General features: G+C 28.6%; 26 protein-coding genes. 24 read left to right on the top strand and 2 right to left on the bottom strand.

The window, feature by feature from the left end; genetic code table 11:
- Positions 1 to 52: 52 nt before the first annotated feature.
- The 4 genes from abc-f (at position 53) to I4U66_RS12175 (ending at position 3,747) form a co-directional block, all read left to right on the top strand.
- A complete protein-coding gene (gene abc-f / locus I4U66_RS12190; RefSeq protein WP_195929013.1) occupies positions 53 to 1,618 on the top strand; it encodes a ribosomal protection-like ABC-F family protein in 1,566 nt (521 codons plus the stop codon).
- Positions 1,619 to 1,907: 289 nt separating this feature from the next.
- Positions 1,908 to 2,696 (top strand): threonine/serine exporter family protein, encoded by a 789-nt coding sequence (locus I4U66_RS12185; protein WP_092925633.1) that lies wholly within the window; start codon positions 1,908 to 1,910, stop codon positions 2,694 to 2,696.
- Positions 2,696 to 3,184 (top strand): threonine/serine exporter family protein, encoded by a 489-nt coding sequence (locus tag I4U66_RS12180; protein ID WP_176698676.1) that lies wholly within the window; start codon positions 2,696 to 2,698, stop codon positions 3,182 to 3,184. The genes I4U66_RS12185 and I4U66_RS12180 overlap by 1 nt, the downstream gene beginning before the upstream one ends.
- A 77-nt stretch (positions 3,185 to 3,261) precedes the next feature.
- Positions 3,262 to 3,747 (top strand): zinc ribbon domain-containing protein, encoded by a 486-nt coding sequence (locus I4U66_RS12175; RefSeq protein ID WP_092925637.1) that lies wholly within the window; start codon positions 3,262 to 3,264, stop codon positions 3,745 to 3,747.
- A gap of 106 nt (positions 3,748 to 3,853) precedes the next feature.
- Here the strand turns inward: I4U66_RS12175 and I4U66_RS12170 are convergent, their stop codons facing one another.
- Positions 3,854 to 5,275, bottom strand: coding sequence for an MDR family MFS transporter (locus tag I4U66_RS12170; RefSeq protein ID WP_092925639.1), 1,422 nt, complete (start codon positions 5,273 to 5,275; stop codon positions 3,854 to 3,856).
- A complete protein-coding gene (locus I4U66_RS12165) occupies positions 5,265 to 6,155 on the bottom strand; it encodes a TetR/AcrR family transcriptional regulator (protein WP_092925641.1) in 891 nt (296 codons plus the stop codon). The genes I4U66_RS12170 and I4U66_RS12165 overlap by 11 nt, the downstream gene beginning before the upstream one ends.
- Positions 6,156 to 6,976: 821 nt before the next feature.
- Here I4U66_RS12165 and I4U66_RS12160 point away from each other — a divergent pair.
- From I4U66_RS12160 to nhaC, 20 genes are all read left to right on the top strand, one after another.
- Positions 6,977 to 7,159, top strand: a complete 183-nt coding sequence (locus I4U66_RS12160) for a hypothetical protein (protein WP_195581132.1) — start codon at positions 6,977 to 6,979, stop codon at positions 7,157 to 7,159.
- 199 nt (positions 7,160 to 7,358) lie between these two features.
- On the top strand, positions 7,359 to 8,459 hold the full coding sequence (locus tag I4U66_RS12155) for a DUF4178 domain-containing protein (RefSeq protein ID WP_092925647.1): 1,101 nt from the start codon (positions 7,359 to 7,361) through the stop codon (positions 8,457 to 8,459).
- Positions 8,460 to 8,471: 12 nt separating this feature from the next.
- The gene (locus I4U66_RS12150) at positions 8,472 to 8,894 is read left to right on the top strand and encodes a DUF350 domain-containing protein (protein ID WP_092925649.1); all 423 of its coding nucleotides are present in this window, start codon (positions 8,472 to 8,474) and stop codon (positions 8,892 to 8,894) included.
- Positions 8,894 to 10,417, top strand: coding sequence for a polyamine aminopropyltransferase (locus I4U66_RS12145; protein ID WP_092925651.1), 1,524 nt, complete (start codon positions 8,894 to 8,896; stop codon positions 10,415 to 10,417). The genes I4U66_RS12150 and I4U66_RS12145 overlap by 1 nt, the downstream gene beginning before the upstream one ends.
- 527 nt (positions 10,418 to 10,944) lie before the next feature.
- On the top strand, positions 10,945 to 11,145 hold the full coding sequence (locus I4U66_RS12140; protein WP_207733559.1) for a 4Fe-4S dicluster domain-containing protein: 201 nt from the start codon (positions 10,945 to 10,947) through the stop codon (positions 11,143 to 11,145).
- 12 nt (positions 11,146 to 11,157) lie between these two features.
- Positions 11,158 to 12,306, top strand: a complete 1,149-nt coding sequence (locus I4U66_RS12135; protein ID WP_195929011.1) for a 2-oxoacid:acceptor oxidoreductase subunit alpha — start codon at positions 11,158 to 11,160, stop codon at positions 12,304 to 12,306.
- Entirely contained in the window at positions 12,288 to 13,100 is an 813-nt protein-coding gene (locus I4U66_RS12130; protein ID WP_092925657.1) for a 2-oxoacid:ferredoxin oxidoreductase subunit beta, read from the top strand. The genes I4U66_RS12135 and I4U66_RS12130 overlap by 19 nt, the downstream gene beginning before the upstream one ends.
- A gap of 18 nt (positions 13,101 to 13,118) precedes the next feature.
- A complete protein-coding gene (locus I4U66_RS12125) occupies positions 13,119 to 13,652 on the top strand; it encodes a 2-oxoacid:acceptor oxidoreductase family protein (RefSeq protein ID WP_092925659.1) in 534 nt (177 codons plus the stop codon).
- Positions 13,653 to 13,717: 65 nt separating this feature from the next.
- Positions 13,718 to 15,388, top strand: a complete 1,671-nt coding sequence (locus tag I4U66_RS12120; RefSeq protein WP_092925661.1) for an acyl-CoA mutase large subunit family protein — start codon at positions 13,718 to 13,720, stop codon at positions 15,386 to 15,388.
- Positions 15,389 to 15,408: 20 nt separating this feature from the next.
- Complete coding sequence (locus tag I4U66_RS12115) at positions 15,409 to 15,807, top strand: cobalamin B12-binding domain-containing protein (RefSeq protein WP_092925663.1); 399 nt, start codon at positions 15,409 to 15,411, stop codon at positions 15,805 to 15,807.
- Positions 15,808 to 15,820: 13 nt separating this feature from the next.
- On the top strand, positions 15,821 to 16,759 hold the full coding sequence (gene meaB / locus I4U66_RS12110; RefSeq protein WP_092925665.1) for a methylmalonyl Co-A mutase-associated GTPase MeaB: 939 nt from the start codon (positions 15,821 to 15,823) through the stop codon (positions 16,757 to 16,759).
- A gap of 9 nt (positions 16,760 to 16,768) precedes the next feature.
- Positions 16,769 to 17,179: a methylmalonyl-CoA epimerase gene (gene mce, locus I4U66_RS12105; protein ID WP_092925667.1), complete on the top strand. Its 411-nt coding sequence runs from the start codon at positions 16,769 to 16,771 to the stop codon at positions 17,177 to 17,179.
- A 49-nt stretch (positions 17,180 to 17,228) separates the two neighbouring features.
- Positions 17,229 to 18,776 carry a methylmalonyl-CoA decarboxylase subunit alpha gene (gene mmdA, locus I4U66_RS12100; RefSeq protein ID WP_195581130.1) on the top strand — a complete coding sequence of 516 codons (1,548 nt, stop codon included), beginning with the start codon at positions 17,229 to 17,231 and terminating at the stop codon, positions 18,774 to 18,776.
- A gap of 14 nt (positions 18,777 to 18,790) precedes the next feature.
- On the top strand, positions 18,791 to 19,174 hold the full coding sequence (locus I4U66_RS12095) for an OadG family protein (RefSeq protein ID WP_092925671.1): 384 nt from the start codon (positions 18,791 to 18,793) through the stop codon (positions 19,172 to 19,174).
- 21 nt (positions 19,175 to 19,195) lie between these two features.
- Entirely contained in the window at positions 19,196 to 19,585 is a 390-nt protein-coding gene (locus I4U66_RS12090) for a biotin/lipoyl-containing protein (RefSeq protein WP_207733558.1), read from the top strand.
- A gap of 154 nt (positions 19,586 to 19,739) precedes the next feature.
- The gene (locus I4U66_RS12085) at positions 19,740 to 20,924 is read left to right on the top strand and encodes a sodium ion-translocating decarboxylase subunit beta (RefSeq protein WP_092925673.1); all 1,185 of its coding nucleotides are present in this window, start codon (positions 19,740 to 19,742) and stop codon (positions 20,922 to 20,924) included.
- Between the two features lie 162 nt (positions 20,925 to 21,086).
- On the top strand, positions 21,087 to 21,854 hold the full coding sequence (locus I4U66_RS12080; protein ID WP_195929009.1) for a class I SAM-dependent methyltransferase: 768 nt from the start codon (positions 21,087 to 21,089) through the stop codon (positions 21,852 to 21,854).
- 107 nt (positions 21,855 to 21,961) lie between these two features.
- The gene (locus I4U66_RS12075; RefSeq protein WP_092925677.1) at positions 21,962 to 23,290 is read left to right on the top strand and encodes a DUF389 domain-containing protein; all 1,329 of its coding nucleotides are present in this window, start codon (positions 21,962 to 21,964) and stop codon (positions 23,288 to 23,290) included.
- Between the two features lie 194 nt (positions 23,291 to 23,484).
- Complete coding sequence (locus I4U66_RS12070; RefSeq protein WP_092925679.1) at positions 23,485 to 23,865, top strand: hotdog domain-containing protein; 381 nt, start codon at positions 23,485 to 23,487, stop codon at positions 23,863 to 23,865.
- A gap of 160 nt (positions 23,866 to 24,025) precedes the next feature.
- Positions 24,026 to 25,468: a Na+/H+ antiporter NhaC gene (gene nhaC, locus I4U66_RS12065; RefSeq protein ID WP_092925681.1), complete on the top strand. Its 1,443-nt coding sequence runs from the start codon at positions 24,026 to 24,028 to the stop codon at positions 25,466 to 25,468.
- The last annotated feature ends 140 nt before the right edge of the window (positions 25,469 to 25,608 follow it).

Below are 25,608 nucleotides of genomic sequence, written 5' to 3'. Positions count from 1 at the left end.
CTATTTAAGTTGAGGAAGTTTTTTTATTTCCTCAACAAAGGAGAGGACAATTATGGCACAAATTAAAATAAATAATTTAAGTTTTCAATATGATAACCATGGAGATGATATATTTAAAAATGTATCCATAAATATAGATACAGACTGGAAGTTAGGATTAATAGGTAGAAATGGTCGAGGGAAAACAACTTTTTTAAAATTATTAAAAGGAGAATATAAATATAGTGGGCAAATAATAAGTCCAGTAAGCTTTGATTATTTTCCTATGAATGTAGAGAATGACAATCAAGTAGCTTTAGAAGTTATGAGAGAAGCAATAGCACCGTTCACTAAATGGGAAAAAGAACTAAAAGAATATTCAGGTGATATTAAATATATAAAAGAATATGGAGAAGTGTTAGATAAATTTATAAGCTATGATGGATATATTATTAATGAAATGATAGAAAAAGAAGTAAGAAAAATAGGATTAGGACCAGAAATACTAGATAGAAATTTTAAAACATTAAGTTCTGGTGAGCGTACAAAACTATTATTATCAGCATTATTTCTTAGAAAAAATAACTTTTTACTTATTGATGAACCTACTAACCATTTAGATTCAGAAGGTAGAGAATGTGTAGCAAAATATTTAAATAAGAAGAAGGGATTTATATTAGTTTCACATGATAGAAACTTTTTAGATGAAGTAATTAATCATGTTTTATCTATTAATAAAAGTAATATAGATATCCAAAAAGGTAATTACACTACATGGCAAGTAAATAATGATAGGCGAGATGAGTTTGAAAAATCAGAAAATGAAAAATTACTTAAAAACATTAAAAGACTTAAAATAGCAGCTAAACAAAAATCTAGTTGGTCTGATAAATTAGAGTCCACTAAAATAGGAGGTGGTCCTGTAGATAGAGGATATATTGGGCATAAAGCATCAAAGATGATGAAAAGAGCTAAATGCTTAGAAAAGCGTCAAAATAAAGCTATAGAGGAAAAATCTAAATTGCTAAAAAATATAGAACAGGTAGAAAAACTCAAAATAGGGAATATAGAGACAAACTCAGATAAGTTGTTAGAGGTAGTAGACTTACAAATAGTATATCAAAAGGAAATATTAAAAAAACCAATAAGTTTTAAAATTAAACCAGGAGATCGTATTTGGATAAGAGGTAAAAATGGGTGTGGTAAATCAAGTTTAATAAAGCTATTAATGGGAGAAGAAATTAATTATACAGGCTATGTAGAAAAAGTAAGTAAGATATCATATGTTTCTCAAGAAACAAATTTTTTAAAAGGAAAAATTGAAGAGTTTTCAGCAGAAAAAAGAATAAATATACAGCATTTAAAAAGTAGCTTGAATCAAGTAGGTGTTACAAATATTCAATTTGAAAAGAATATAGAACAGTGGAGTGAAGGTCAAAAGAAAAAATTACTTATTGCTGCAAGTTTATGTGAAAAATCTCAACTTTATATTTGGGACGAACCCCTTAATTTTATTGATGTAATTTCGCGTATACAAATAGAAAATATGATTCTTGAAGAAAAACCTACTATGCTTTTTGTAGAGCATGATAAATGTTTTGGAGAGAAAATAGCTACTAAAATTATAGATATAATATAAAAAGAATATATTTTAAACATATTTAGTGTTGTATCATTTAATGATAAATAAAATTAAATTATCAATAATTAAAAAAGATAGTGTTGTACTTTTGGGCACTATCTTTTTTTATAACAATAAGTTATTAAGAGAAACGAAACATTCTTAAATACAATTTCACGGATTTAATTATCTATAATAATTAAAAGTATTAATGATTTTAAAGTATAAAAATTTTGCTTTATATATCTAAATAGAAGTGATATAATTAATTTCTAATAAAAATAATATGTAAATGAGGGGGTCAACTATGGCAGAAAGTATTAATTATAAATACAAAAAGGATGTCTTGAGATTAGCCACATTTATAGGGCAATTAATGCTTAGTAATGGAGCAGAAACTTATAGAGTAGACGATACTGTAAAACGGATTTGCAAATCTAGAGGATTTTCTCATATAAATGTGTTTATGGCACCCAATACCATTATAGTTTCTGATGATAGATTTGATGGATATACATTTATGAAAGTAATAGAAAATAGGTGTATAAATTTAAATAAAATTGACTTACTAAATGAGTTTTCAAGAAAATTTGTTAACGATATAGATATGTCAATAGATGATGCAATAGCAGAATTAAAAAACTTAGAAGATAAATCACCGCATACACAAAGTGAGATAAATATATGGACTGCAATAGGTTCTTCTAGTTTTGCAGTATTAGTTGGAGGAGATAACGTAATAACATTTATGCTAACTCTTATAACATCGGTAATAGCTATGATTACTTATAATAAGGTAAAAAAAATAACAAATATACCTGTTTTTGCAACACTAGTTTCATCTATAATTATAGGATTTTGTGGAATAGGTCTTGTAGAACTTGGTATATTAGATACACCAAAGATGTTAATAGTAGGATCTATAATGCCACTTTTACCAGGAGTACCTTTTATAAAAGCTATAAGGGATTTAGTATCAGGGGAGTTAATGTCAGGAGTAGGAAGAGCAATTGATGCAGGAGTTATTGCCACAGCTATTGCAGTTGGTGTTGGTGTGTCAATGAATATATATGTAAAATGGGGAGGATTATTATAATGATTTGGATGCCAATGTATATACATATAATATTTTCATACTTAGCAGCAGTTGGTTTTGCAGTATTTTTAAATGCACCTAAAAAAACACTATACATATCTGGTTCTATAGGAATGATATCATGGACTATATATATATTTTTAATGAGAATCAATTTTGATATGATGAGTGCAAACTTTATAGCAGCGTCAATTGCAGCATTATTATGTGAAATATTAGCAAGAAAGATGAAAAAACCTACTATATTATTTGTAGTTCCAGGAATAATAACTTTAATTCCAGGTCTTGGATTATATAATACAATGTATTATGTTATAGAAGGAAATTTCCAAGAATCATTCACTACAGGAGCTAATGTTTTATTTGCAAGTGGTTCTATAGCCCTTGGTGTTATAGTAGTTTCTTCTTTATTTAGGACATATTATAAAAACTTAAGGAAAAATGAAAAAGTAGAGATTCATAAGGTTTCACAAATTAGCCAACAATAAAAATAGAATTAGTACTTTAAAGGTAATTAATTTGATATAATATTACTAAATATTAGAAAGACTATTGGAGGAAACAAATGTTTTTTATAATGGGTATAAGTCAAGAAGAGAAAAAACTAGACTTTGATGAATTTACTATATGTAAATGCTGTGGAAAGTATGGACATGTAGAAGTATATATATCATATTGGTATTTTATGTTTTTCTTCATACCTCTTTTTAAATGGAACAAAACATACTTTGTCAAAATGACTTGCTGTAACAAAATAGGAAAGTTAAATAATGAAATTGGAAGAAAAATCGAAAAGAAAGAAAAAGTATCTTTAGATTTAGATAATATAGAATTTATTGATTTAGAAGATAGAAATTATTTTAATTATGATAAATCTGAAGAAATTAACAAATCTATAGAAGATTTAGAATTTGAGAAAAAGAAGATAGAACAAGGAAAAAAAGAAAAGGCTATAGAAATAGCAAAGGAATTATTAGATGTATTACCTATTGAAGTGATAGCACAAAAAACTGGACTTACTATAGAAGAAATAAAAAACTTAAAAAAATAAAGAAGATGGCATTGTGAAATATGATGCCATCTTTTTATTATTTAAGTTTTTATATTTTATTATAACTGTTAATAAATATACTAATTTAAGGGGTAAATTATATAATTTATTCTAAGGCCAGATTATCGTTACATGTTTTTTTAGATTTTTTCTTATTATCTTTTACATATATTATTGCAATTATTAATCCGATTACTACTAATATAGTAGCAATTCTAAATGCAGCATCCATTCCTTTTATATCAGCAAGAACTTGAGACGTATTTAAACTACTATTTGATACATGTGTCATTATAGATATAAGCATAGATGCGCCTATTGCCCCAGAAACTTGTCTAAGTGTAGAGCTTATAGCACTACCATCTGCCAGTTCAGATTGTTTAAGTGAATTAAGTCCCCAAGTTGTAACTGGCATTAATAAAAATGTTATTCCGAGCATTCTAAACGAATACATAATAGTTAATGTTAAAATAGACGTTGTTTCACTTAAGTTTGAAAATGCAAATGTACCTATTCCCAAACATAAAAATCCTGATAAAACTGGGATTCTTGCTCCATATTTATCAAGCATACGTCCTGATACTGGACTTAATATAGACATAAGTATTGAACCTGGAAGCATCATTAATCCTGGTATCATTGCGGACATTTTTCTTGCTGATTGTATATATAAAGATAATATCATAGTTGCAGATGTAAATGCTCCATAAGTAATCATTAGCAATATAACTGATACTACAAACTGTTTACTTTTAAATACTCTAAGGTTTAAAAGTGGTACATCAACCTTGTATTGTCTTATTGTAAATAATATAAGTGATATAATTCCAATTACTATTGGTACATATGTTATAGGATTTAATATTCCATATGATCCAACATTAGAAACTCCTGTTAATAATCCTCCAAACCCGAAAGTTGATAATATTAGTGATATGAATTCAAGTTTAGATTTTTTAATTTCTGTAATATTTTTTAATGTAAAGTGTGCAAATATCATATCTAATACTGCAATAAAAGCTAGAACATAAAATAAAACTCTCCATCCAAAGTTATCTATTACATACCCAGCTAATGTTGGTCCTATTGCTGGAGCAACACCAACAACAAAACCATACATACCCATGGCAGCTCCTCTTTCTTCCTTAGGGTATAGGTTTAGCATTGCAACTTGAACTAATTGCATTATTATTCCGGAAGCCATCGCTTGAAAGACTCTAGACACAACTAGCAATGAAAAGTTTTTTGTAAATATAGATATTATACATCCAATAGAAAATAGCAACATAGCACTAATATATAGCTTTTTAGTTGAGAAATTACTTATTAAATATGCAGTTGAGGGTATCATAATACCTAAAACAAGCATATAAATTGATGTTAGCCATTGAGCTGTATCTGCATTTACAGAAAAATCATGCATTATACTAGGTAGTGCTGAAGTTAGTACAGTTTGATTAAGCCCTGTTAAAAATGAACCTAGCATTAGCACTGAAACTATTAAATTCCTTAATCTTTTATTCTCCATTTATTATTTCATCTCCTAACTTAGATATCAATCTATTTAATTTAGCTGCATATTCTTTTAGAGAATCTTGCTTTTCTAAGTATGCTATCATAGCATGCATAGTCAATGAATTATAATTACCTAAATTAAATTCTTCTTCTATTTTTGTAATTGCTTCAGATAGTTTTTCGTTTTCATTTAATTTAATACATTCTTTTATAGAATATACTACATTTAAAAAAACATCTTTTAGAGAATCTTTATAATTGCTTTCACCAATTTCATCTATAGAGTAAAATATATTTTCATTTATAATACTTTTGTTGTATCTTAGATTTTTTATATTTAAATCTATTTGTCTAGTTATAAATTCAAAAATATATTCTTCACTAATATTTCTTTTATTCATTTTCATTACAAGATTAAATTCATGAATTAAGCTATCTATAACAAATAATAACTCCCATATAAAAGGAGTTATTTCTTCACCATAAATTAATATTAAAGGGGTCTTATAACAGTTTATTATATTAGATCTTAAGTTATTTCTTATCTCTATTAAAGAATTACCCTTAATTTCTGAAAATTCTCCTAGAATGTGTGAATTAAAAGAATAGTTATATTTAAGATAATCAGATACAAGTTTTATTTTTTCTTTTAATTTTTCATGTGGTGTTTTTGTATCATCTGTGTCTATCAATATAGATGCATTGGAAAATTTTTTATTAGAATAGATTAACATTTCCCAAACTAAATCTTCCTTAGTCGCAAAATACTTATAAAATGTAGATTTAGATATCTTACATTCTTTTACAATATCATCTATTGATGTATATTTTAATCCTTGTTTATTAAAACATTTTTGAGCCACTTGCATAATAACTTCTTGTTTACTACTCATAAATCACCTCTTAGAAACTAATAGTACTGATTAGTACTTATTGATACTTTATAGTACTATTATGTATATTTTTATTATTTTTGTCAAGTAACAGGGCCAATATTCTTAAGGAGTTAATCTTATATACATAGCAATCGGAAGTGGAATAGATAAAATTAATTATAAAATAAACAACTAAAAAATTAGTTATACTACTACTTAAATATACAAATAATGATATAGCATATAAGATTACCAGCCAAAGGATAAATAATGGATAATACTAGACCTACAAGTATGCCTTAATTTAAGTAAAACGTATGGTAAAGTGAATTAAAAGAATTATGGCAAACATTAGTAAAAGAAAATATTTATCTATAGCAGTGAATAAAGACAAATTTATAGATGGTATTTTAAAGGATATAGGAAAATATGAATGCAATTGTTGATACAACCCCATAGAATGCACACCACTAGTACAAAATGAAGAATCACAAGAATCAAATGGAATCTAGGTAGACATAAGTATAGTATTGAAGAAATATAAAAATATAAAAGGTATATTTCTAGTAGATATAAAATACTTAAATTTTTAATACATGATTATCATATAAATTCGCTCGTAAATTTATATTATTATTAATATTTAATTATATAAAAATTAATAATAATAATTTATTACCATAATCTTATTATGTTAACTACTATTTAAATTAGAAATAAAAAATAAAAGTGTTTTAAATTAATATATAGGAGTATAATTACAGATAAGAATAATACATAAATAATAGTTATTAAAAGTATAAATATATATATAATTATTGAAGAAAGAAGGTCTAAAATTGACTAAAGAGGAATTAGAAATACTTCAAATGTTTGAAAATCCAACTATATATGAGGTTAAAATAATTATAGAAGAAACTAATATAGATTTAGAAACTATAATAGCCCATTATAGAGGTGGACTAGATGAAAGTTTATTATGTGAGAATATACATAGACAAAAAAGAAGTAGAAATAGTTAATGTAAAATATATAATAATTATGATTAAAATATCCCATATAAGTTTTGCTTATATGGGATATTTTAAAGTGCATCTAACATTAAAAAACTTAAATAACAAATATGGATATATAAAGAGAAATTTGTATACAAATCTTAAAAAATGAAATTTTTATATGATATAATAAATATATGGTAAAATATGTAAAATAGGGGGGATTATGGTTAATGCTAGTTTTAGGCAATTAGAAATAGGGCAAAGGATAAAAATAAAATCTAATGTATATAAAATAATTTCTTATATAGTATACAAAGATGAAGAAGGTTCAACTTTTATAGAATACGAAATTTTAAGCGATAATAATAGCGTATTATGGTTAAGTGTTGGAATAAGTTATGATTATTTATATTTATTTAAAGAAACCCATCAAAAATCAGAAAACACATTATACAAGTCGGGATACAAATTAAAAGAAGACTTAAAAGCAGAAGTTACAAACTTTTATAAAGCAGATGTAGATTTATATGAAAAAGTAGTATTTAAAGAATATGAACATAAAGAATCTAAAAAAATATTTTCAGTAGAAATTTGGGAGGATGAAGTTACCTATTGTGAAAGCATTGAAGTAGATAATATAGAAATACTACAAGATGATTACATAGAAGAAAACAATCCTAAAAAAGAACAGAAAAAAGTGCAATATCTAAAATATGCTTTATTACTTTCAATACCTATAATTATATTAATAGTATATATGTTTATAAGTGATAAAAATTTTATACAAAACTACCTTAAAAATAACTCATCAAAATATACTTATTACACATCTATAACTTCAGATGCTGATAGTAAACTAAAAGCAGATGTATATTATACATCTATGTCCATGGATGAATCAGCAAAAGATATAATAGATAAAGCAACAACTTTAATAGAAGAAGTTCAAAGTAGTGATGATGAGTATAGTGTGGCTATACTTACAAAGGATGAATATGCTGTAGTTTATATAGGGATGGATGATAAGACATATATACAAGTATGTCCTAGAGAATATATGTATGTTAGCAACAATGATCTATATAATACAAGTCACTCTTCATCAAATGTATATTATAGAGATTTTTATTATACATTTGGATATAGAAATGACTACAGCAAATACAAAAGAAGAATATCTCCATTTAATACTTATAAAGGAAACATAGTCTCTCAAGATTTTAATAATAAATACAGAGAACTACAAACTTCAAATCAAAGTGTTAAAAGAGGTAGTGTATTTTCAAGAACATCATCTGGTGGTGGACTTAGTAGTGGTAAATAATAGGAGGAATATATGGAAGGTATTTTAGGAACGATAATCTATTCAGTAATAGGTTTTATACTTATGTTAGTTGGAAATTTTTTAGTAGACTTGGCTATACCTTGTCACTTTCCAACAGAAATAAAAAGAGGAAATAAAGCAGTAGGATATATAAGTGCAGCATCATCAATAGCAGTAGGAATACTTTTAAGAAGTGTTATAGCATCTCCAGTTAATCAAAATACAAATACAACAATACTACAAGATTTAACTTCAACAGTTATATACTTTGTACTTGGAATAGTACTTTGTATATTAGGTTACTTATCAATGTTAGTATTTAATAAAAAATATAACCTAAATGAAGAAATTGGAAATGGAAATAGTGCAGCAGGACTTATGGTTTCAGGAATATTTATAGGTCTTGCTATACTAATTAGTGGTGCTATACAGTAATGGTAAATAATAAATTTAATTACAAGATTTTAATGCTTACAACACTTATAATATCAGGCTGTTCGATAGTCTATGAACTTTTAATAAGTGCTGTAGGCTCATACTTATTAGGAGATAGTATAAAGCAGTTTTCTATAACAATAGGGCTTTATATGTGTGCTATGGGAGTAGGTTCTCATATTTCAAAATATGTTAAAAAGAACCTATTTGACTTTTTTGTATTTGTTGAAATAGCTGTCGGTATACTAGGAGGAATATCTTCATTAATACTATTTTTATCCAATGTATATATAGCTTCTAGTGAATTTATTATGTATATACAGATAGTTCTAATAGGAACTTTAGTAGGACTTGAAATTCCTATACTTACAAGAATTATAGAGGAAAATTGTGATAATTTAAGAGTAACTTTATCAAATGTATTTAGCTTTGATTATATAGGAGGACTTATCGGCTCACTTTTATTCCCATTATTTTTACTTCCTACTTTAGGGTATTTTGCTACATCTTTTTTAGTGGGAACGATAAACATAGTAATAGCTATAGTTATAATTCATAATTATAAAAGTTATATAAAAAATATTGAAACGTTTAAGATAGTCTCATATATATCATTAGTATTTATGTTTTTAGGAGTATTATATTCTGAAAATATATCTCAAAGTATTGAAAATTCACTATATCGTGATAGAGTTGTATTATCAAATCAAACGCAGTATCAAAAGATTGTTATGACAAGACACAAGGATGATTTAAGGTTATATTTAAATGGGAACATACAGTTTTCATCTAAAGATGAATATAGATATCATGAAGCATTAGTTCATATACCTATGGGAATAGTTAAAAATCATGAAAATGTATTGATACTAGGCGGAGGAGATGGACTTGCAGTTCGTGAGTTATTAAAGTATGATGATATTAAAAATATTACTTTAGTTGACATAGATAAAGAGATGGTAGATTTGTGCAAAACAAACCCACTTATAACTGAGATTAATAAAAACTCTTTATCTAGTGAAAAAGTAAATTTGGTATATGAAGATGCTTTTGAATTTTTAGAAAATACTAAAGAGGTTTATGATGTTATAATAGTTGATTTGCCAGACCCTAACAATGATAGTTTAAATAAATTATATACTAATATATTTTATAGACTATGTAAAAATGCATTAACTCAAAATGGAGTAATGACCGTTCAATCCACTAGCCCATATTATGCTAGAAAAGCATTTTGGAGTATAAATAAAACTTTAAAATCTGAGGATTTTAATGTATATCCATATCATGTGCAAGTGCCATCTTTTGGAGAATGGGGATTTAATCTTTCTTCAAAACAAGAGTTGAATTTGGATGATATTAAGGTTAATGTAAGTACCAAGTATTTAAACAAGGGTTCTATTGAGAGTATGTTCAATTTTGCACAGGATGAAGTTATCGATATTGAAAGTATTGATACTAATACTTTATCTCATCCTAAACTTATAAATTATTACGAAGAATCGGTTAAAAATTGGAAATAGTACGGGAGGAGTTTATGTCTATTACATATGAATTTTTTTCCAAGTATTTAATATATTAATATGGATATTAATTCCTATTGCTATATATAAATTTATAAAAAAATATAAAGAAAAGACAGTATTAATAAATAGTAAAATTTCTAATTTAGAGAAAAGAGTTAATGAATTAGAAAATAAATAGTATAAGTTTAATCATATAAAAATACCATTAGCATAAATTTATGTTGATGGTATTTTTTTTATTCTAAGTATATAGAAAACATAAGTTAATTAATTTTATAAAAATAAAAACTTGCTATAAATATATTTAAAATTTTTGCCTTATATTATGTATTATTATTTTAGTAAAAGTTAAGATGGTATTCTTTTGAATTACTTCATATTTATTCGAGATAAAAGAATATACAGCAATCCAAAAGAATATATAGGAATAGAGTGAGAGTTAAAAATATTAGAAACTATAAAAGATAATTAGAAATATATATTTAATATCTTTAAACATTAAGACTATAAGGGGAGGGAGAATATTGCCTGGCAAGAAACTTGTGCTAAACGAAAAGTGGTGCAAAAGTTGTGGAATCTGTGTGGAATTTTGTCCGAAAGATGTATTAAAACTAGAAAATAGTAAGGTACAAATACAAAAAGAAAAAGATTGTATTTTTTGTGGATTATGTGAACTTAGATGCCCAGATTATGCTATATATATAGCACAAACTTCTGAGGATTAAAGAGGTGAGAATATGTCTAGGAAAGTAAAGTTATTACAAGGAAATGAAGCTTGTGTACATGGGGCACTTTATGTAGGTATGAAATTTTTTGCAGGATACCCTATAACACCATCTACTGAAATAGCAGAAATTTCATCGTTTATGCTTCCAAGAGTAGGAGGTAAGTTTATTCAAATGGAAGATGAAATAGCATCTATGGCTGCAACTATAGGAGGATCAATTGCAGGACTAAAATCAATGACAGCTACTAGTGGACCAGGTTTTTCTCTAAAGCAAGAAAATATAGGGTATGCATGTTTAGCTGAAGTACCATGTGTTATTGTTAATGTTCAAAGATGTGGTCCAAGTACAGGGCTTCCAACATCTCCAGCGCAAGGTGATTTAATGCAAGCTAAGTGGGGAACTCATGGTGACCATCCAATAATAGTATTATCTCCAATAAGCGTTAAAGACACATTTGATATGACAGTAAAAGCATTTAACTTTTCAGAAAAATACCGTACCCCAGTTATATTACTTTTAGATGAAGTTATAGGACATATGAGAGAAAAGGTAGAAATACCAGAAATAAATGAATTAGAAGTAATAGATAGAATAAAAGTTACAGCATCTAAAAAAGACTATAAGGCTTATGATTCAAATTGCTTGGTACCTCCTATGGCAAATTTTACAGATGGTTATAAATATCATGTAACAGGACTTATGCATGATGACGTAGGGTTTCCAACTAACAGCATAGAGAAAACAAAAATATTAATGGATAGACTTATGAGAAAGATAGAATGTAACTTAGATGACATATTAATATATGAGGAATATAAAACAAAAGATTGTGAAGAACTTATAGTTACTTTTGGATGTATGAGTAGATGTAGCAAAGATGCAGTAAATATACTAAGAGAAGAAGGCATAAAAGCTGGACTTTTAAGTATAAAGACGGTATGGCCATTTCCTGAAGAAAAGATGAGAGAAATAAGTAAGCAAGTTCAAAATATATATGTACCTGAATTAAATAGTGGACAAATAAGGTTAGAAGTAGAAAGGGTAAGTTCAAAAGACTGTAATATTTATGGAATCAACAAATATAATGGAGATATTATAACTCCAGAAGAAATTGTAGATAAAATATTGGAGGTAAAAAGATGCCTAGTACAGTCATAGAAAATAATTTTAGAATGGATAGACTGCCACATATATGGTGTCCTGGATGTGGTCATGGGATATTAATGAGATCTATAGCTGTAGCTATAGAAGAGTTAGGTCTTATTAAGGAAAATGTTTGTATAGTATCTGGTATTGGATGTTCATCAAGGGCATCTGGATATTTAAACTTTAATACACTTCATACTACTCACGGTAGAGCATTGCCATTTGCAACAGGTGTAAAATTTGCAAGTCCTAATATGCATGTTGTAGTTATAACTGGTGATGGTGACTGTAGTGCAATAGGAGGAAATCATTTAATACATGCTTGTAGAAGAAATATAGATATAACAGCAATAGTATTTAATAATAATATATACGGAATGACAGGCGGTCAATACTCTCCAACTACTAACACTAATGATTTATCCACAACAGCACCATATGGAAATATTGACAGACCTTTTGATATATGTGAGCTAGCAATAGGAGCAGGAGCTACATTTGTTGCAAGGGCTACAGCATATCATGCAAAGCAAATGATAGATTATATTAAAAAAGGAATAAATCATAAAGGATTTTCTTTAATAGAAGGAATGAGTTTGTGTCCAACATACTATGGAAGAAAAAATAAGAAAGGGTCAGCAGTATCCTTAATGAATTTATTAAAAGAAAATTATTTAGATGTATCTATTAAAGATAAATTACCCAAAGAAAAATTAGAGAATAAATCATTTTATGGAGTATTTAAAGATAGTGTTATGCCAGAGTATACTGAGGAATATGAAAAAATTTTAAATAAATTCAAGTAAGTATAAGGAGATTATATTATGAGAAAAGAAGTTAGGCTTAGTGGTTCTGGTGGTCAAGGACTTATTCTAGCAGGTGTTATACTTGCAGAAGGCTCTATACTTTCAAATCTAAATGCAGTACAAACCCAATCATATGGGCCTGAAGCTAGAGGGGGAGCTAGTAAGGCTGAAGTAATAGTAAGTGATGAAGAGATAAATTTTCCAAAGGTAAGAAAAGCTGACATGCTATTATGTTTAACACAAAAGGCATTTGATGAATATTATCACACAGTAAAAAATAATGGAATTATAATTTTAGATTCTTCTATTGATGAGAAAGATATAATTAATGATGATAAAATTAAGGTATTAAAATTACCTATTATATATACAAGCAAGTATGAATTAAAAAAAGAAATGGTAGCTAATATGGTAGCACTTGGAGTAATATGCAATATGATACCAGAAATAGATACAGAACAAGTAAAAAAATCTATGTTAAGTAGAGTTCCAAAAGGAACAGAAGAATTAAATGAAAAAGCTTTTGAAAGAGGAATTTCACTATCAAAATAAATTAAAAGTTTAATAAAATATTAAAATATTTTAATTTTATTAATTAGGTATAGGGGGGGAAGCTTATGACAAATAACAAAGATGAGATACAAGTAAACTTAAAAAAATGGGAAGAAAATAAGGTTAATAAGAGTCTAAGTAAATTTTCAGAAAGAAAAGAAATATTTACATTTGATACAGGAGAAGAAGTAAAAAGACTATATACACCAATTGATGTAAATATGGACTATGAAAAAGATTTAGGTTATCCAGGGCAATATCCATTTACAAGAGGTGTTCAACCTACAATGTATAGAAGTAAGTTTTGGACTATGAGAATGTATGCTGGATTTGCAACTGCTGAAGAATCAAACAAAAGATACAAATATTTAATAGAACAAGGTTCTATGGGACTTTCAGTAGCATTTGATTTACCAACTCAAATGGGATATGACTCAGATGATGATATATCTGAAGGTGAAGTAGGCAAAGTTGGAGTTTGTATAGATTCATTAGCTGATATGGAAATATTATTTGACTCAATACCACTAGATAAAGTATCAACATCGATGACTATAAATGCACCAGCATCAGTTCTTCTTGCAATGTATATAGCAGTAGCCAAAAAGCAAGGTGTAAGTGCTGATAAGTTAAGAGGAACTATTCAAAACGACATATTAAAAGAATATGTAGCAAGAGGAACTTATATATTCCCTGTAAAGCCTTCTATGAGGCTAATAACTGATATATTTGAGTATTGTTCAAAAGAGGTACCAAAATGGAACACTATAAGTATATCAGGGTATCATATAAGAGAAGCTGGAGCAAATGCAGTTCAGGAAGTAGCATTTACTTTAGCTGATGGTATAGCTTATGTTAATTCTGCTATAGAAGCAGGACTTAATGTTGATGATTTTGCGCCAAGATTATCATTTTTCTTTAATGCACATAATAATTTATTAGAAGAGGTTGCAAAGTTTAGGGCAGCAAGGAGATTATGGGCAAAAATAATGAAAGAAAGATTTAATGCACAAAATCCAAAATCATGGTCGCTTAAATTTCACACCCAAACGGCAGGTTGTACACTAACTGCACAACAACCAGAAAATAATATAGTAAGAGTAGCAATTCAAACATTAGCAGCAGTTCTTGGAGGAACACAATCACTTCATACTAATTCAAAAGATGAGGCATTAGCTCTACCAACAGAAGATTCAGTAAGAGTAGCACTTAGAACGCAACAAATAGTGGCAAATGAAAGTGGAGTAGCAGATAGCATAGACCCACTAGCTGGTTCTTATTATGTAGAAAGCTTAACTAATAATATAGAACAAAAGGCTTTAGAATTAATAAATAAAATAGACAACTTAGGAGGAGCACCACAAGCCATAGAAAAAGGATTTATTCAACAAGAAATAATGAATAGTGCATATAGATATCAAAAAGAAATAGAAAATAATGAAAGAATAATAGTTGGAGTAAATAAATTCCAGATAGAAGAAGAAGCTCCAAAGGGACTTCTCAAGGTTGATCCTATGGTTGGTGAAAGACAAAAAGAAAAGATAAGAAAATTAAAAGAGAGTAGAGATAATGAAAAAGTACAAAAAAACTTAGAAGCTTTAAGAAAAGCTTGTAACTCCAATGAAAATATAATGCCATATATACTAGATGCAGTAGAAAGTTATGCCACATTAGGGGAAATATGCAAAGTTATGAGAGCTGAATTTGGTGAATATAAACAAACGGTAATGATATAGTGATTTAAGGAGGAATACAAATGAGACCAATAAGAGTATTAGTTGCAAAACCAGGCTTAGATGGACATGACAGGGGAGCTAAAGTAATAGCTAGAGCACTAAGAGATGCAGGGATGGAAGTTATATACACAGGCCTTCGTCAAACTCCATATCAAATAGTTCAAGCTGCAATCCAGGAAGATGTAGATGTTGTAGCTATGAGCATACTATCTGGTGCACATAATCATTTATTACCAAAGGTCGTAGAATTATTAAGATCTGAAGAGGCAGACGATATTTTGGTAATAGGTGGAGGCGTTATTCCAGAAGAAGATATACCTTTTTTAAAAGAAAAAGGTATAGCACAAATTTTTACACCAGGAACTCCAACAACAGTTACTATAGAGTTTATAAAAGAAAATCTCAAAAGAGAATTATAATAAAGGTGAAATTATGAGTGATATAGTAAAAAAAGTTATAGAAGGTAAAAAAAGGGATTGTGCTAGGCTTATTACTATTGTAGAAAATGAAATAAATGGATATGAAAAGTACTTAAAAGAAATATATAAATATACTGGAAGGGCCTATATAGTGGGAATAACAGGCCCTCCCGGTGCAGGAAAATCTACAATGACAGATAAGTTAGTAAAACACATAAGAAGTAGAGGAAACAAAGTCGGTATAATTGCAATAGACCCAACAAGCCCTTTTACAAAAGGAGCAATACTTGGAGATAGAATAAGAATGAATGATTTAAGTTTAGACAAAGGTGTATTTATAAGGTCTATGGGGACAAGGGGTAGCCTAGGTGGTCTATCAAATGCAACACAATCTGCTGTAAAAATACTTGATGCTTATGGGTGTGACTTTATATTTATAGAAACTGTAGGAGTTGGGCAATCAGAAATCGATATAGTAAAAAATTCTGACACTACACTTATGATTATGGTTCCAGGTCTTGGAGACGATATACAAGCAATAAAAGCTGGTGTTATGGAAATTGGAGATGTATTTGTTATAAATAAGGCTGATAAGGATGGAGCGAAAAAAACAGCTTTAGAAATAGAAATGATGCTTGATTTTAAAAAAGATTGGAAATTTAGACCACCGGTAAACTTATGTGTAGCAGAAACTGGAGAAGGTATAGATACTACTTTTAAAAATATAATAAAGCATAAAAACTATTTAGAAAGTAGTGGGGAACTAACTAAAAAAAGATTTGAGCGAAACAAATTAGAAGTAAAAGAATTAGTACAAAGAAAGATTTCAAAGCTCGTTAAAGAACTAGAATATACAAACGAAGTCAATGAGCTTTTAGATAAAACTATAACTAAGGAAATAGATATATATTCGCTTAGCGATATATTAGTTGAAAAGATAATTAATGATTAGGAGGAAACTATGGAAATATTAAAAGTAGACCATGTGGGGATAGCTGTAAATAACTTAGAAGAAAGTTTAAAATTTTATGAAGATGTATTAGGAATAAATTGTGAAGGTACAGAAATTGTAAATGAACAAAAAGTCAGAGTAGCATTTTTACCAGTTGGAGATACTGAACTTGAATTACTAGAATCAACTACTGAAGATGGACCTATAGCTAAATTTATAGCTAAAAATAATGGACGTGGTGGAATACAACACGTAGCAATAAGAGTAGATAATATAGAAAAAGCAATAGAAGAAGTTAAAGCTAAAGGGTATAAAATGATAGATGAAGTACCGAGATATGGAGCAGGAAATGCAAAAATAGCTTTCTGTCATCCAAAAGGAACTGATGGAGTGTTACTTGAGCTAAGCGAAAGAAAATAAAATTTGCTTTACCATTTAATACATTAACTAAAGTTTTGGGGGTGGTTTTGTGTCACAAGAAAAGTTAAATCTACTTTATGAAAAAAGAAGTAAGATAGAACTAGGAGGTGGGCAAAAGAGAATAGATAAACAACATGCATCAGGAAAATTAACTGCAAGAGAAAGATTAAATTTATTATTTGATGAAAATACTTTTGTTGAATTAGATGCATTTGTAAAACATAGATGTTCAAATTTTGGTATGGAAAAACAAGAAGTGCCAGGTGAAGGTGTAATATGCGGATATGGTAAAGTTGAGGGAAGATTAGTTTGTGCATTTGCACAAGATTTTACAGTACTTGGTGGGTCTTTAGGTGAGATGCATGCTAAAAAAATAGGCAAAGTTATGGATATGGCACTTAAGGTTGGAGCTCCAGTAGTAGGGCTTAACGATTCAGGAGGAGCTAGAATACAAGAAGGCGTTGATGCATTAGCTGGATACGGAGAGATATTTTATAAAAACACAATAGCATCGGGGGTAGTACCACAAATATCTGCAATTATGGGTCCTTGTGCAGGAGGTGCAGTATATTCACCGGCACTGACAGATTTTATATATATGGTAGATAAAACTAGTCAAATGTTTATAACAGGGCCACAGGTTATAAAAACAGTAACAGGTGAAGAAGTTAGTGCTGAAAGTTTAGGTGGAGCATCTACTCATAATACTACTTCTGGAGTAGCTCACTTTATAGCAAATAACGATGAGGACTGTATACAACAAATAAGAAAACTGCTTAGTTTTTTACCATCAAACAACTCAGAGAAAGCTCCAATAATAGATACAATAGATGATGCCAATAGAAAAAATGATATATTAAACAGCATAATTCCAGATGATGCCAATAAGCCATATGATATGAAAGAAATAATATATGAAATAGTAGATGAGTGTGATTTCTATGAAGTCCAACCATATTTTGCACAAAATATGATAACTGGATTTGCAAGAGTAAACGGAGAAAGTATTGGTATAATTGCAAATCAACCTAAAATTATGGCAGGATCACTTGATATAAATGCATCAGATAAAAGTGCAAGGTTTATAAGAACTTGCGATGCTTTTAATATTCCGATAATTACATTAGTAGATGTACCAGGATTTTTACCAGGAACATCTCAAGAGTATGGAGGGATAATAAGACATGGTGCAAAAATGCTTTATGCATATAGTGAAGCTACAGTACCAAAAATAACTTTAATAACTAGAAAAGCTTATGGTGGTTCATATCTTGCTATGTGTTCAAAAGATCTGGGAGCAGATATGGTACTTGCTTGGCCAAGTGCTGAAGTTGCAGTTATGGGACCAAGTGGTGCAGCAAATATAATATTTAAAAATGATATAAAAAATGCCCAAAATCCTAAAGAAATGAGAGAAGTTAAGATAAATGAATATAGTGATGAGTTTGCAACTCCATACAAAGCAGCGGAAAGAGGATATTTAGATGATGTAATAGAACCTGCATACTCAAGAGTAAGAATAGCTGATGCACTTGATACATTATCATCTAAAAGAGAAGAAAGACCGCCTAAAAAACATGGAAATATACCTTTATAGGAAGGTGGTAATATATGAATATTAGTCAATTATTAGAAAGTTTAAAAGATCCTACAATAACATTACCAATAGGAGAAACATTATTAGCAGGTGTTAGTGTAGCATTACTGTCTATGAGTGTAGTTTTTATAATTTTATTAGTTATAACAGCTATAATAAAGTTACTTCAAAGTGAAAAATCACAAGCTAAGCTTAAGGATAGTACTGAGAAAGAAACTATGACAGAAAGTAATGAATTTAAAAAAGATGAAAGTATAGAAGAATTAGTATCCGTAATAACTGCAGCAATAGCAGCTTCAACTAGAAATAGTACAAATAATATAATAGTAAGAAAAATATCTAGAACTAATAACTCAAAAACAAATTGGGAAAGAATGACTAAAAGTACTACTAAATAAAGTAGCAGGGGGAGTTTAATAATGATAAAAAAATATAATATAACAGTTAATGGAAATACATATGAAGTAGAAGTAGAAGAACTAAGTAGCGTAGCGAGTCATATTTCAAAAGTACCACAAGCACAAAGTACACACCAAATAGATAAAGCATCTAAAGTACAAAATAAAGCTCAATCATCACCTAAAGCCTCAAATAGTTCTGGTCAAGTAAATGCTCCAATGCCAGGAACTATATGCGATGTTAAAGTCAAAGAAGGAGATAGTGTAAAAAAAGGTCAAGTTTTATTAATACTTGAAGCTATGAAAATGGAAAATGAAATAATGGCAGATTCTGACGGAACAGTTACATCTGTTAATGTTTCAAAAGGAGCATCTGTAAGTGTTGGAGATATACTTTTATCTATAAAATAGTACTTTAGATTATAATAAAACTACAAATACTTTATATTACATATAATTTGAGCAAAAGATTAAGATAGAGGAGAGTTTTTATAGTACGTAAAATCAAACTTATCAGAATAGGGAAAATTACAATTTCCTAGAATAGAAAAAGGGGGACTTACCCGTGATAGAAGTTATAAATAATTTTATTTCATCTATGGGGATTGTTAATATATCATGGCAACAAATAATTATGATTTTTATTGCTTGTATTTTATTATATTTAGCAATAGCAAAAGAATTTGAACCATTATTATTAGTACCCATAGCTTTTGGTATGTTACTTACAAACCTTCCGTTGGCAGGTGTTATGAATGGGCCAATATCATCAATTAGTAATTTAGAATTAACAAATGAAGCTATAAATGGAACTATAAATACTAAATCACCAGGAGGACTTTTACATTATTTATATCAAGGTGCAAAGCTTGGAATATTTCCACCACTAATATTTCTAGGTGTAGGAGCATGCACAGACTTTGGGCCATTAATAGCAAATCCTAAAACCATGTTACTAGGAGCATCAGCTCAATTTGGGATATTCTTTACATTTATAGGAGCATTACTTTTAGGGTTTACTGGCCTTGAAGCATCATCAATAGGAATAATTGGTGGAGCTGATGGACCTACTGCAATATACTTAACGACAAAGTTAGCACCTCACTTATTAGCACCTATAGCAGTTGCTGCATATTCTTATATGGCACTAGTACCAATTATTCAACCACCTATTATGAAAGCTTTAACAACTAAAGAAGAAAGAAGTATAGTTATGACACAATCAAAGTTGGTGTCTAAAAAAACAAAAATAATATTTCCAATAGCAGTAACAATAGTAGTATCACTATTATTGCCATCAGCAGCTACATTGATAGGACTTCTTATGTTTGGAAATTTACTTAAAGAGTGTATGGTTACAGATAGATTATCAGATACTGCAAGTAATGCTTTAATGAATATGATAACTATATTTTTAGGATTAGCAGTTGGAGCATCAGCAGAGGCAGAAATATTTTTAAGCATGCAAACTATAAAAATATTTGTACTTGGTATAATAGCATTTAGTATAGGAACTGGATCAGGTGTATTATTTGCAAAATTAATGAATAAATTTAGCAAAGATAAAGTAAATCCACTTATAGGAGCCGCAGGAGTATCAGCAGTTCCTATGGCTGCAAGGGTTGCTCATAAAGTAGCACAAGAAGAAAATCCAGGCAATTTCATACTTATGTATGCGATGGGACCAAATGTTGCTGGAGTTATAGGTTCAGCAGTAGCGGCAGGAATACTTCTTAGTTTATTTGGATAAATATATTTAGTAGACGAAGGATATCTCTAAAAGTTTTAAGAATTAAAAGAGATATCCTTTTTTAGTTAAAATATGGTATTTATATTTAATTGTATAAATTTAAAAAATTTGATGAGAAAAATTATAGGAATTGTTAGTAATTATAATAGAGGAGGGAGATATATGGATATATTAAAATATAATAGTAATGCTTGGGATAATGAGGTTAAAAAAGGAAATAAGTGGACAATGCCTGTAAGTAGTGAAGATGTAGATAAAGCAAGAAATGGAGAGTATAAACTATTATTAACACCAACAAAATTAGTACCCAAAGAGTGGATAGGGAACATAAAGGATAAAAAGGTACTTTGCCTAGCATGTGGTGGAGGACAACAAGGACCAATTTTTTCTGCACTAGGGTCAAATGTAACCGTATTTGATAATAGCAAAGAACAGCTATTAAAAGATGAGCTTGTAAGTAAAAGGGATAATCTTAAAATAGATTTAGAACAAGGTGATATGAGAGATTTATCAAGATTTGAGGATGAAAGCTTTGATTTTATATTTCATCCAGTATCAAACACATTTATAGATAATATAGAAAAGACTTGGAAAGAGTGCTACAGAGTACTTAAAAAGGGTGGTGTGCTAATAGCTGGATTTACAAATCCTATAGTATATATATTCGACTTATGTGAATGGGAAAAAGGTAATTTAGCAGTAGCAAACACTATACCTTATTCAGATATAAAGCAACTGCCAAAAGAAAAACTAGAAGAATTTATAAAAAATAAAGAACCTTTAGAGTTTGGGCATACACTTTATAGTCAAATAGGAGGTCAAATTGAAGCAGGTTTTGTAATAGGTGGATTTTATGAAGATAAGATAGAAGATGATATATTAGGAAAATATATAGATACTTATATAGCTACGAAGGCAATAAAATTATAAATAATATATATAATATAGATTAGAAATCTAATTACTTGCAAATTGTACCATAATATAGTAAATTTAAATATATTAAATAGGACATTATATAGCTCAGGAGGAAATTTATGAAATTTAGTAAAGAAAATTTTATATATGAATTTACTAGAAACCAAGCCACCAATGAGGAGATACATGAAAACATATTAGAAGGAATGAATGTACACGGTGCAAACTTTATAATACTAATATGTGCAATAATAATAGCATCTGTTGGACTTAATATGAACTCTACTGCAGTAATAATAGGTGCTATGCTTATATCACCACTTATGGGTTCTATTATAGGTATAGGCTATGGTGTAGGTACTTATAATTTAAAGTTATTAAAAGAAGCTTTTAAAATACTAACAATATCAGTTTTTATAAGTATAATAACATCTACATTATATTTTTCAATAACACCAATAACAACAGCAGGTAGTGAAATATTAGCAAGGACTAGTCCAACTATATGGGACGTTATAATAGCTTTTGTTGGTGGTATAGCAGGAATGGTTGGACTAACTCGTAATAAAATTAGTAACGTAATACCGGGAGTTGCTATAGCTACTGCACTTATGCCACCACTTTGTACAGCAGGATATGGACTTGCTACTAAAAATTATCATATATTTCTTGGTGCAGGATATTTATTTTTTATTAATTGCTTTTTTATAATAACGTCAACTTTTATAGTTACAAAAGCATTAAATTTACCAGCTAGAACTAATTTAGATGATGAAAAACAACATAGGGTAAAAAGAATTATATTAATTACAGCTGTAATAGTTATGATACCTAGCGTATTTTCTGCACTTAATATGATACAAGAAACAATAGATGAAAGTAATTTAGATGCTTTTATTAATACAGAATTAAAAGATCAATATGTAATAGAAAAAAACATAAATACAAAAAATAACACTATAACTTTAGCATTAATTGGAGAAAAAATATCAAGAAATGAATTTAAAATTTTAGAAAAAAATTTACATAATTATGGATTTAAAGATATGGATTTAATAATAAAGCAAGATGAAGGAAGCATATCTGATATAGAAAAGTATATATCTGATATAAAAAATCAAAGTAATATATTTATAAAGGATAATAATGTATCTAATAAGACAGGTGATATAAAAGAAGATACAAATGTGCAAGAAATATCAAAAGAAATAAAAGTTATTTATCCTCAGATAAAAGAAGTATATTTAGGATATGTAACTAGTGATACTAATAGTTCAAAAGAAGTACCGGTACTTATACTATATACAAATGATGAAACCTTAAGCAAAAGTATACCTACTATAGAAAACTGGTTTAAAGCTAGAACTAAAGAAGATGGAGTTAAAGTTTATGTGCAAATGATTTCTACAGAAAAAGAAACTAAAACTGATAATGAATATAAAAAATAAGACACTAATAATAAGTTAATCAACATGTAAAAAAGCACTAAAAATTATAATTATGATTTTTAGTGCTTTTTTACATGTTACAAAAGTAGTATTTTTTACAAATTAATATATAGTTGTTTATGTAATATATATCTAAGTCTATTTCATAGTATTTAGTAAAGGTTAAAAATTAAATTAAGGAAGGGGACAAGTAAATGAAGTCTTTAATAAGAGTTAGGATAGGGACAAATGATGCTAACTATGGCAAAAATGTAGTAGATAGTTCAAAGATACTTAAATTATTTAAAGATGCGGCCACAGAAATACTTATAAAGCATGATGGAGATGAAGGCTTATTTAGATCTTATGACAATATAGAGTTTTTAGCACCTGTATATGCAGGAGACTATATTGAGGTTAGTGGAGAATTAATATCTTTTGGAACCACATCTAGAAAAATGAATTTTGAAGCGAGAAAGGTTATACAATCAGCATCAGATATAAGCGATTCAGCAGGAGAGGTATTACTAAGACCTATAGTTGTATGTAAAGCTACTGGAACTTGTGTAGTTCCTAAAGATAAACAAAGGAAATAGATAAAAATATGAATTATTAAGTTAAATATTATAAAAGTTATAAATATAGAATTTATAGAGTTTATTATACATGAATATATTAAAAATAACTAAAGAATTGGTATAATTTTCAGAAAATTTAATATAGATTAATAAAATATAAAAATAAGGGGGGAATATTTTGAAAGCAAAACCAAAAACCCAGAGAAAGGCAACTCTTATAGAATCTATAATACCATTAATACTTTTAGTTATAGTATTAGCATATTCACTGATAAAACTCGATGCGGATCCACATATACCACTTATAATAGGTTCACTTGTGGTAGGTTGTGTTGGAATATTTAGGCTAGGGTTTAGCTGGAAAGAGTTAGAAGTAACAATACTTGAAACTATAAAGATGGCAATGCAGGCGATACTTATACTTATGATAGTAGGTACACTTATAGGAACATGGATACTAAGTGGAACAGTACCATCAATGATTTATTGGGGGCTTGAAATATTATCACCAGCAATATTCCTACCAGCAACTACAATAATATGTGCAATAGTATCACTTGCTACTGGATCATCTTGGACTACAGCAGGAACTGTTGGTATTGCACTTATTGGTATCGGGCAAGGCCTTGGAATGCCAGCTCCACTTGTAGCAGGAGCTATAATATCTGGGGCATACTTTGGAGATAAAATGTCACCACTTTCGGATACTACAAACTTAGCACCAGCAATGGCAGGATCAGAGCTATTTGAACATATAAAACATATGATATACACTACTGGACCAGCACTTATAATAGCACTTATACTTTATGGAATAATAGGTATGAAATATGCAGGCAAAGAACTTGATATGGCAAATATTGAACTTATAAGAAGTACACTTAGTGATTCATATAATACTTTATCACCGATACTATTTATCCCACCTATTTTAGTAATAATACTTGTCATATGTAAAGTACCAGCGATACCAGGATTATTAATAGGAACACTACTAGGTGGAATATTTGCATATTTCTGTCAAGGATCTAATTTAACTGATATAGTAGGAGCTGCTCATTATGGATATGTATCAGAAACAGGAGTAGCTGATGTTGATGCACTATTAAGTCGTGGTGGTCTTGATTCTATGATGTGGACAGTTTCACTTATATTATGTGCACTTAGTTTAGGAGGATTACTTGAAAAAACGGGAATGCTAGAGGCACTATCAAGTGCACTTTTGAGATTTGCAAAAGGTTCTTTTGGATTAGTTTTAGCTACTATAGTATCTTGTATAGGAGTAAATTTAGCGACTGGAGACCAATATCTATCAATAGTTTTACCAGGAAGAATGTATAAAAATGAATTTAGAAAAAGAGGATATCATCCAAAAAATTTATCAAGGGCACTAGAAGATAGTGGAACACTAACATCACCACTTATCCCATGGAATACATGTGGGGCTTATATGTGGGTAACTTTAGGAATTCACCCATTTGCTTATTTACCATTTGCATTTTTAAACTTAATAAATCCTATAATATCTTTAATATACGCAGCTACTGGTATAACTATAGAAAAATTACCTCCTGAAGAAATGGGAAAAGTTAAAGAAGAAATAGAAAAAGGTATACTATAAATAAGAAAGAGGCTATCTTAATTAAAGATTAGCCTCTTTCTTATTTATAGAAAATTTTCAAAAAAGTCTATTTTCAAACTTTATATGACAAATTTTTATAAAAAAGAAGGAGTATAAGAGAAAGCGAAGAATATTTATAT

The sequence above is a fragment of the Romboutsia sp. D33t1_170424_H2 genome (assembly GCF_015669105.1).
Classification (GTDB): Bacteria; Bacillota; Clostridia; order Peptostreptococcales; family Peptostreptococcaceae; genus Romboutsia_C; species Romboutsia_C hominis.
Note: the sequence above shows the minus strand (reverse complement) of the source record. Positions and strands in the feature narration are given on the sequence as shown.

Bases quoted from the DNA above. Each gene is read 5' to 3' on its own strand.
- abc-f (WP_195929013.1), top strand. From the start codon at position 53: ATGGCACAAATTAAAATAAATAATTTAAGTTTTCAATATGATAACCAT.
- I4U66_RS12185 (WP_092925633.1), top strand. From the start codon at position 1,908: ATGGCAGAAAGTATTAATTATAAATACAAAAAGGATGTCTTGAGATTA.
- I4U66_RS12180 (WP_176698676.1), top strand. From the start codon at position 2,696: ATGATTTGGATGCCAATGTATATACATATAATATTTTCATACTTAGCA.
- I4U66_RS12175 (WP_092925637.1), top strand. From the start codon at position 3,262: ATGTTTTTTATAATGGGTATAAGTCAAGAAGAGAAAAAACTAGACTTT.
- I4U66_RS12170 (WP_092925639.1), bottom strand. From the start codon at position 5,275: ATGGAGAATAAAAGATTAAGGAATTTAATAGTTTCAGTGCTAATGCTA.
- I4U66_RS12165 (WP_092925641.1), bottom strand. From the start codon at position 6,155: ATGAGTAGTAAACAAGAAGTTATTATGCAAGTGGCTCAAAAATGTTTT.
- I4U66_RS12155 (WP_092925647.1), top strand. From the start codon at position 7,359: ATGGTTAATGCTAGTTTTAGGCAATTAGAAATAGGGCAAAGGATAAAA.
- I4U66_RS12150 (WP_092925649.1), top strand. From the start codon at position 8,472: ATGGAAGGTATTTTAGGAACGATAATCTATTCAGTAATAGGTTTTATA.
- I4U66_RS12145 (WP_092925651.1), top strand. From the start codon at position 8,894: ATGGTAAATAATAAATTTAATTACAAGATTTTAATGCTTACAACACTT.
- I4U66_RS12135 (WP_195929011.1), top strand. From the start codon at position 11,158: ATGTCTAGGAAAGTAAAGTTATTACAAGGAAATGAAGCTTGTGTACAT.
- I4U66_RS12130 (WP_092925657.1), top strand. From the start codon at position 12,288: ATGCCTAGTACAGTCATAGAAAATAATTTTAGAATGGATAGACTGCCA.
- I4U66_RS12125 (WP_092925659.1), top strand. From the start codon at position 13,119: ATGAGAAAAGAAGTTAGGCTTAGTGGTTCTGGTGGTCAAGGACTTATT.
- I4U66_RS12120 (WP_092925661.1), top strand. From the start codon at position 13,718: ATGACAAATAACAAAGATGAGATACAAGTAAACTTAAAAAAATGGGAA.
- I4U66_RS12115 (WP_092925663.1), top strand. From the start codon at position 15,409: ATGAGACCAATAAGAGTATTAGTTGCAAAACCAGGCTTAGATGGACAT.
- meaB (WP_092925665.1), top strand. From the start codon at position 15,821: ATGAGTGATATAGTAAAAAAAGTTATAGAAGGTAAAAAAAGGGATTGT.
- mce (WP_092925667.1), top strand. From the start codon at position 16,769: ATGGAAATATTAAAAGTAGACCATGTGGGGATAGCTGTAAATAACTTA.
- I4U66_RS12095 (WP_092925671.1), top strand. From the start codon at position 18,791: ATGAATATTAGTCAATTATTAGAAAGTTTAAAAGATCCTACAATAACA.
- I4U66_RS12090 (WP_207733558.1), top strand. From the start codon at position 19,196: ATGATAAAAAAATATAATATAACAGTTAATGGAAATACATATGAAGTA.
- I4U66_RS12080 (WP_195929009.1), top strand. From the start codon at position 21,087: ATGGATATATTAAAATATAATAGTAATGCTTGGGATAATGAGGTTAAA.
- I4U66_RS12075 (WP_092925677.1), top strand. From the start codon at position 21,962: ATGAAATTTAGTAAAGAAAATTTTATATATGAATTTACTAGAAACCAA.
- I4U66_RS12070 (WP_092925679.1), top strand. From the start codon at position 23,485: ATGAAGTCTTTAATAAGAGTTAGGATAGGGACAAATGATGCTAACTAT.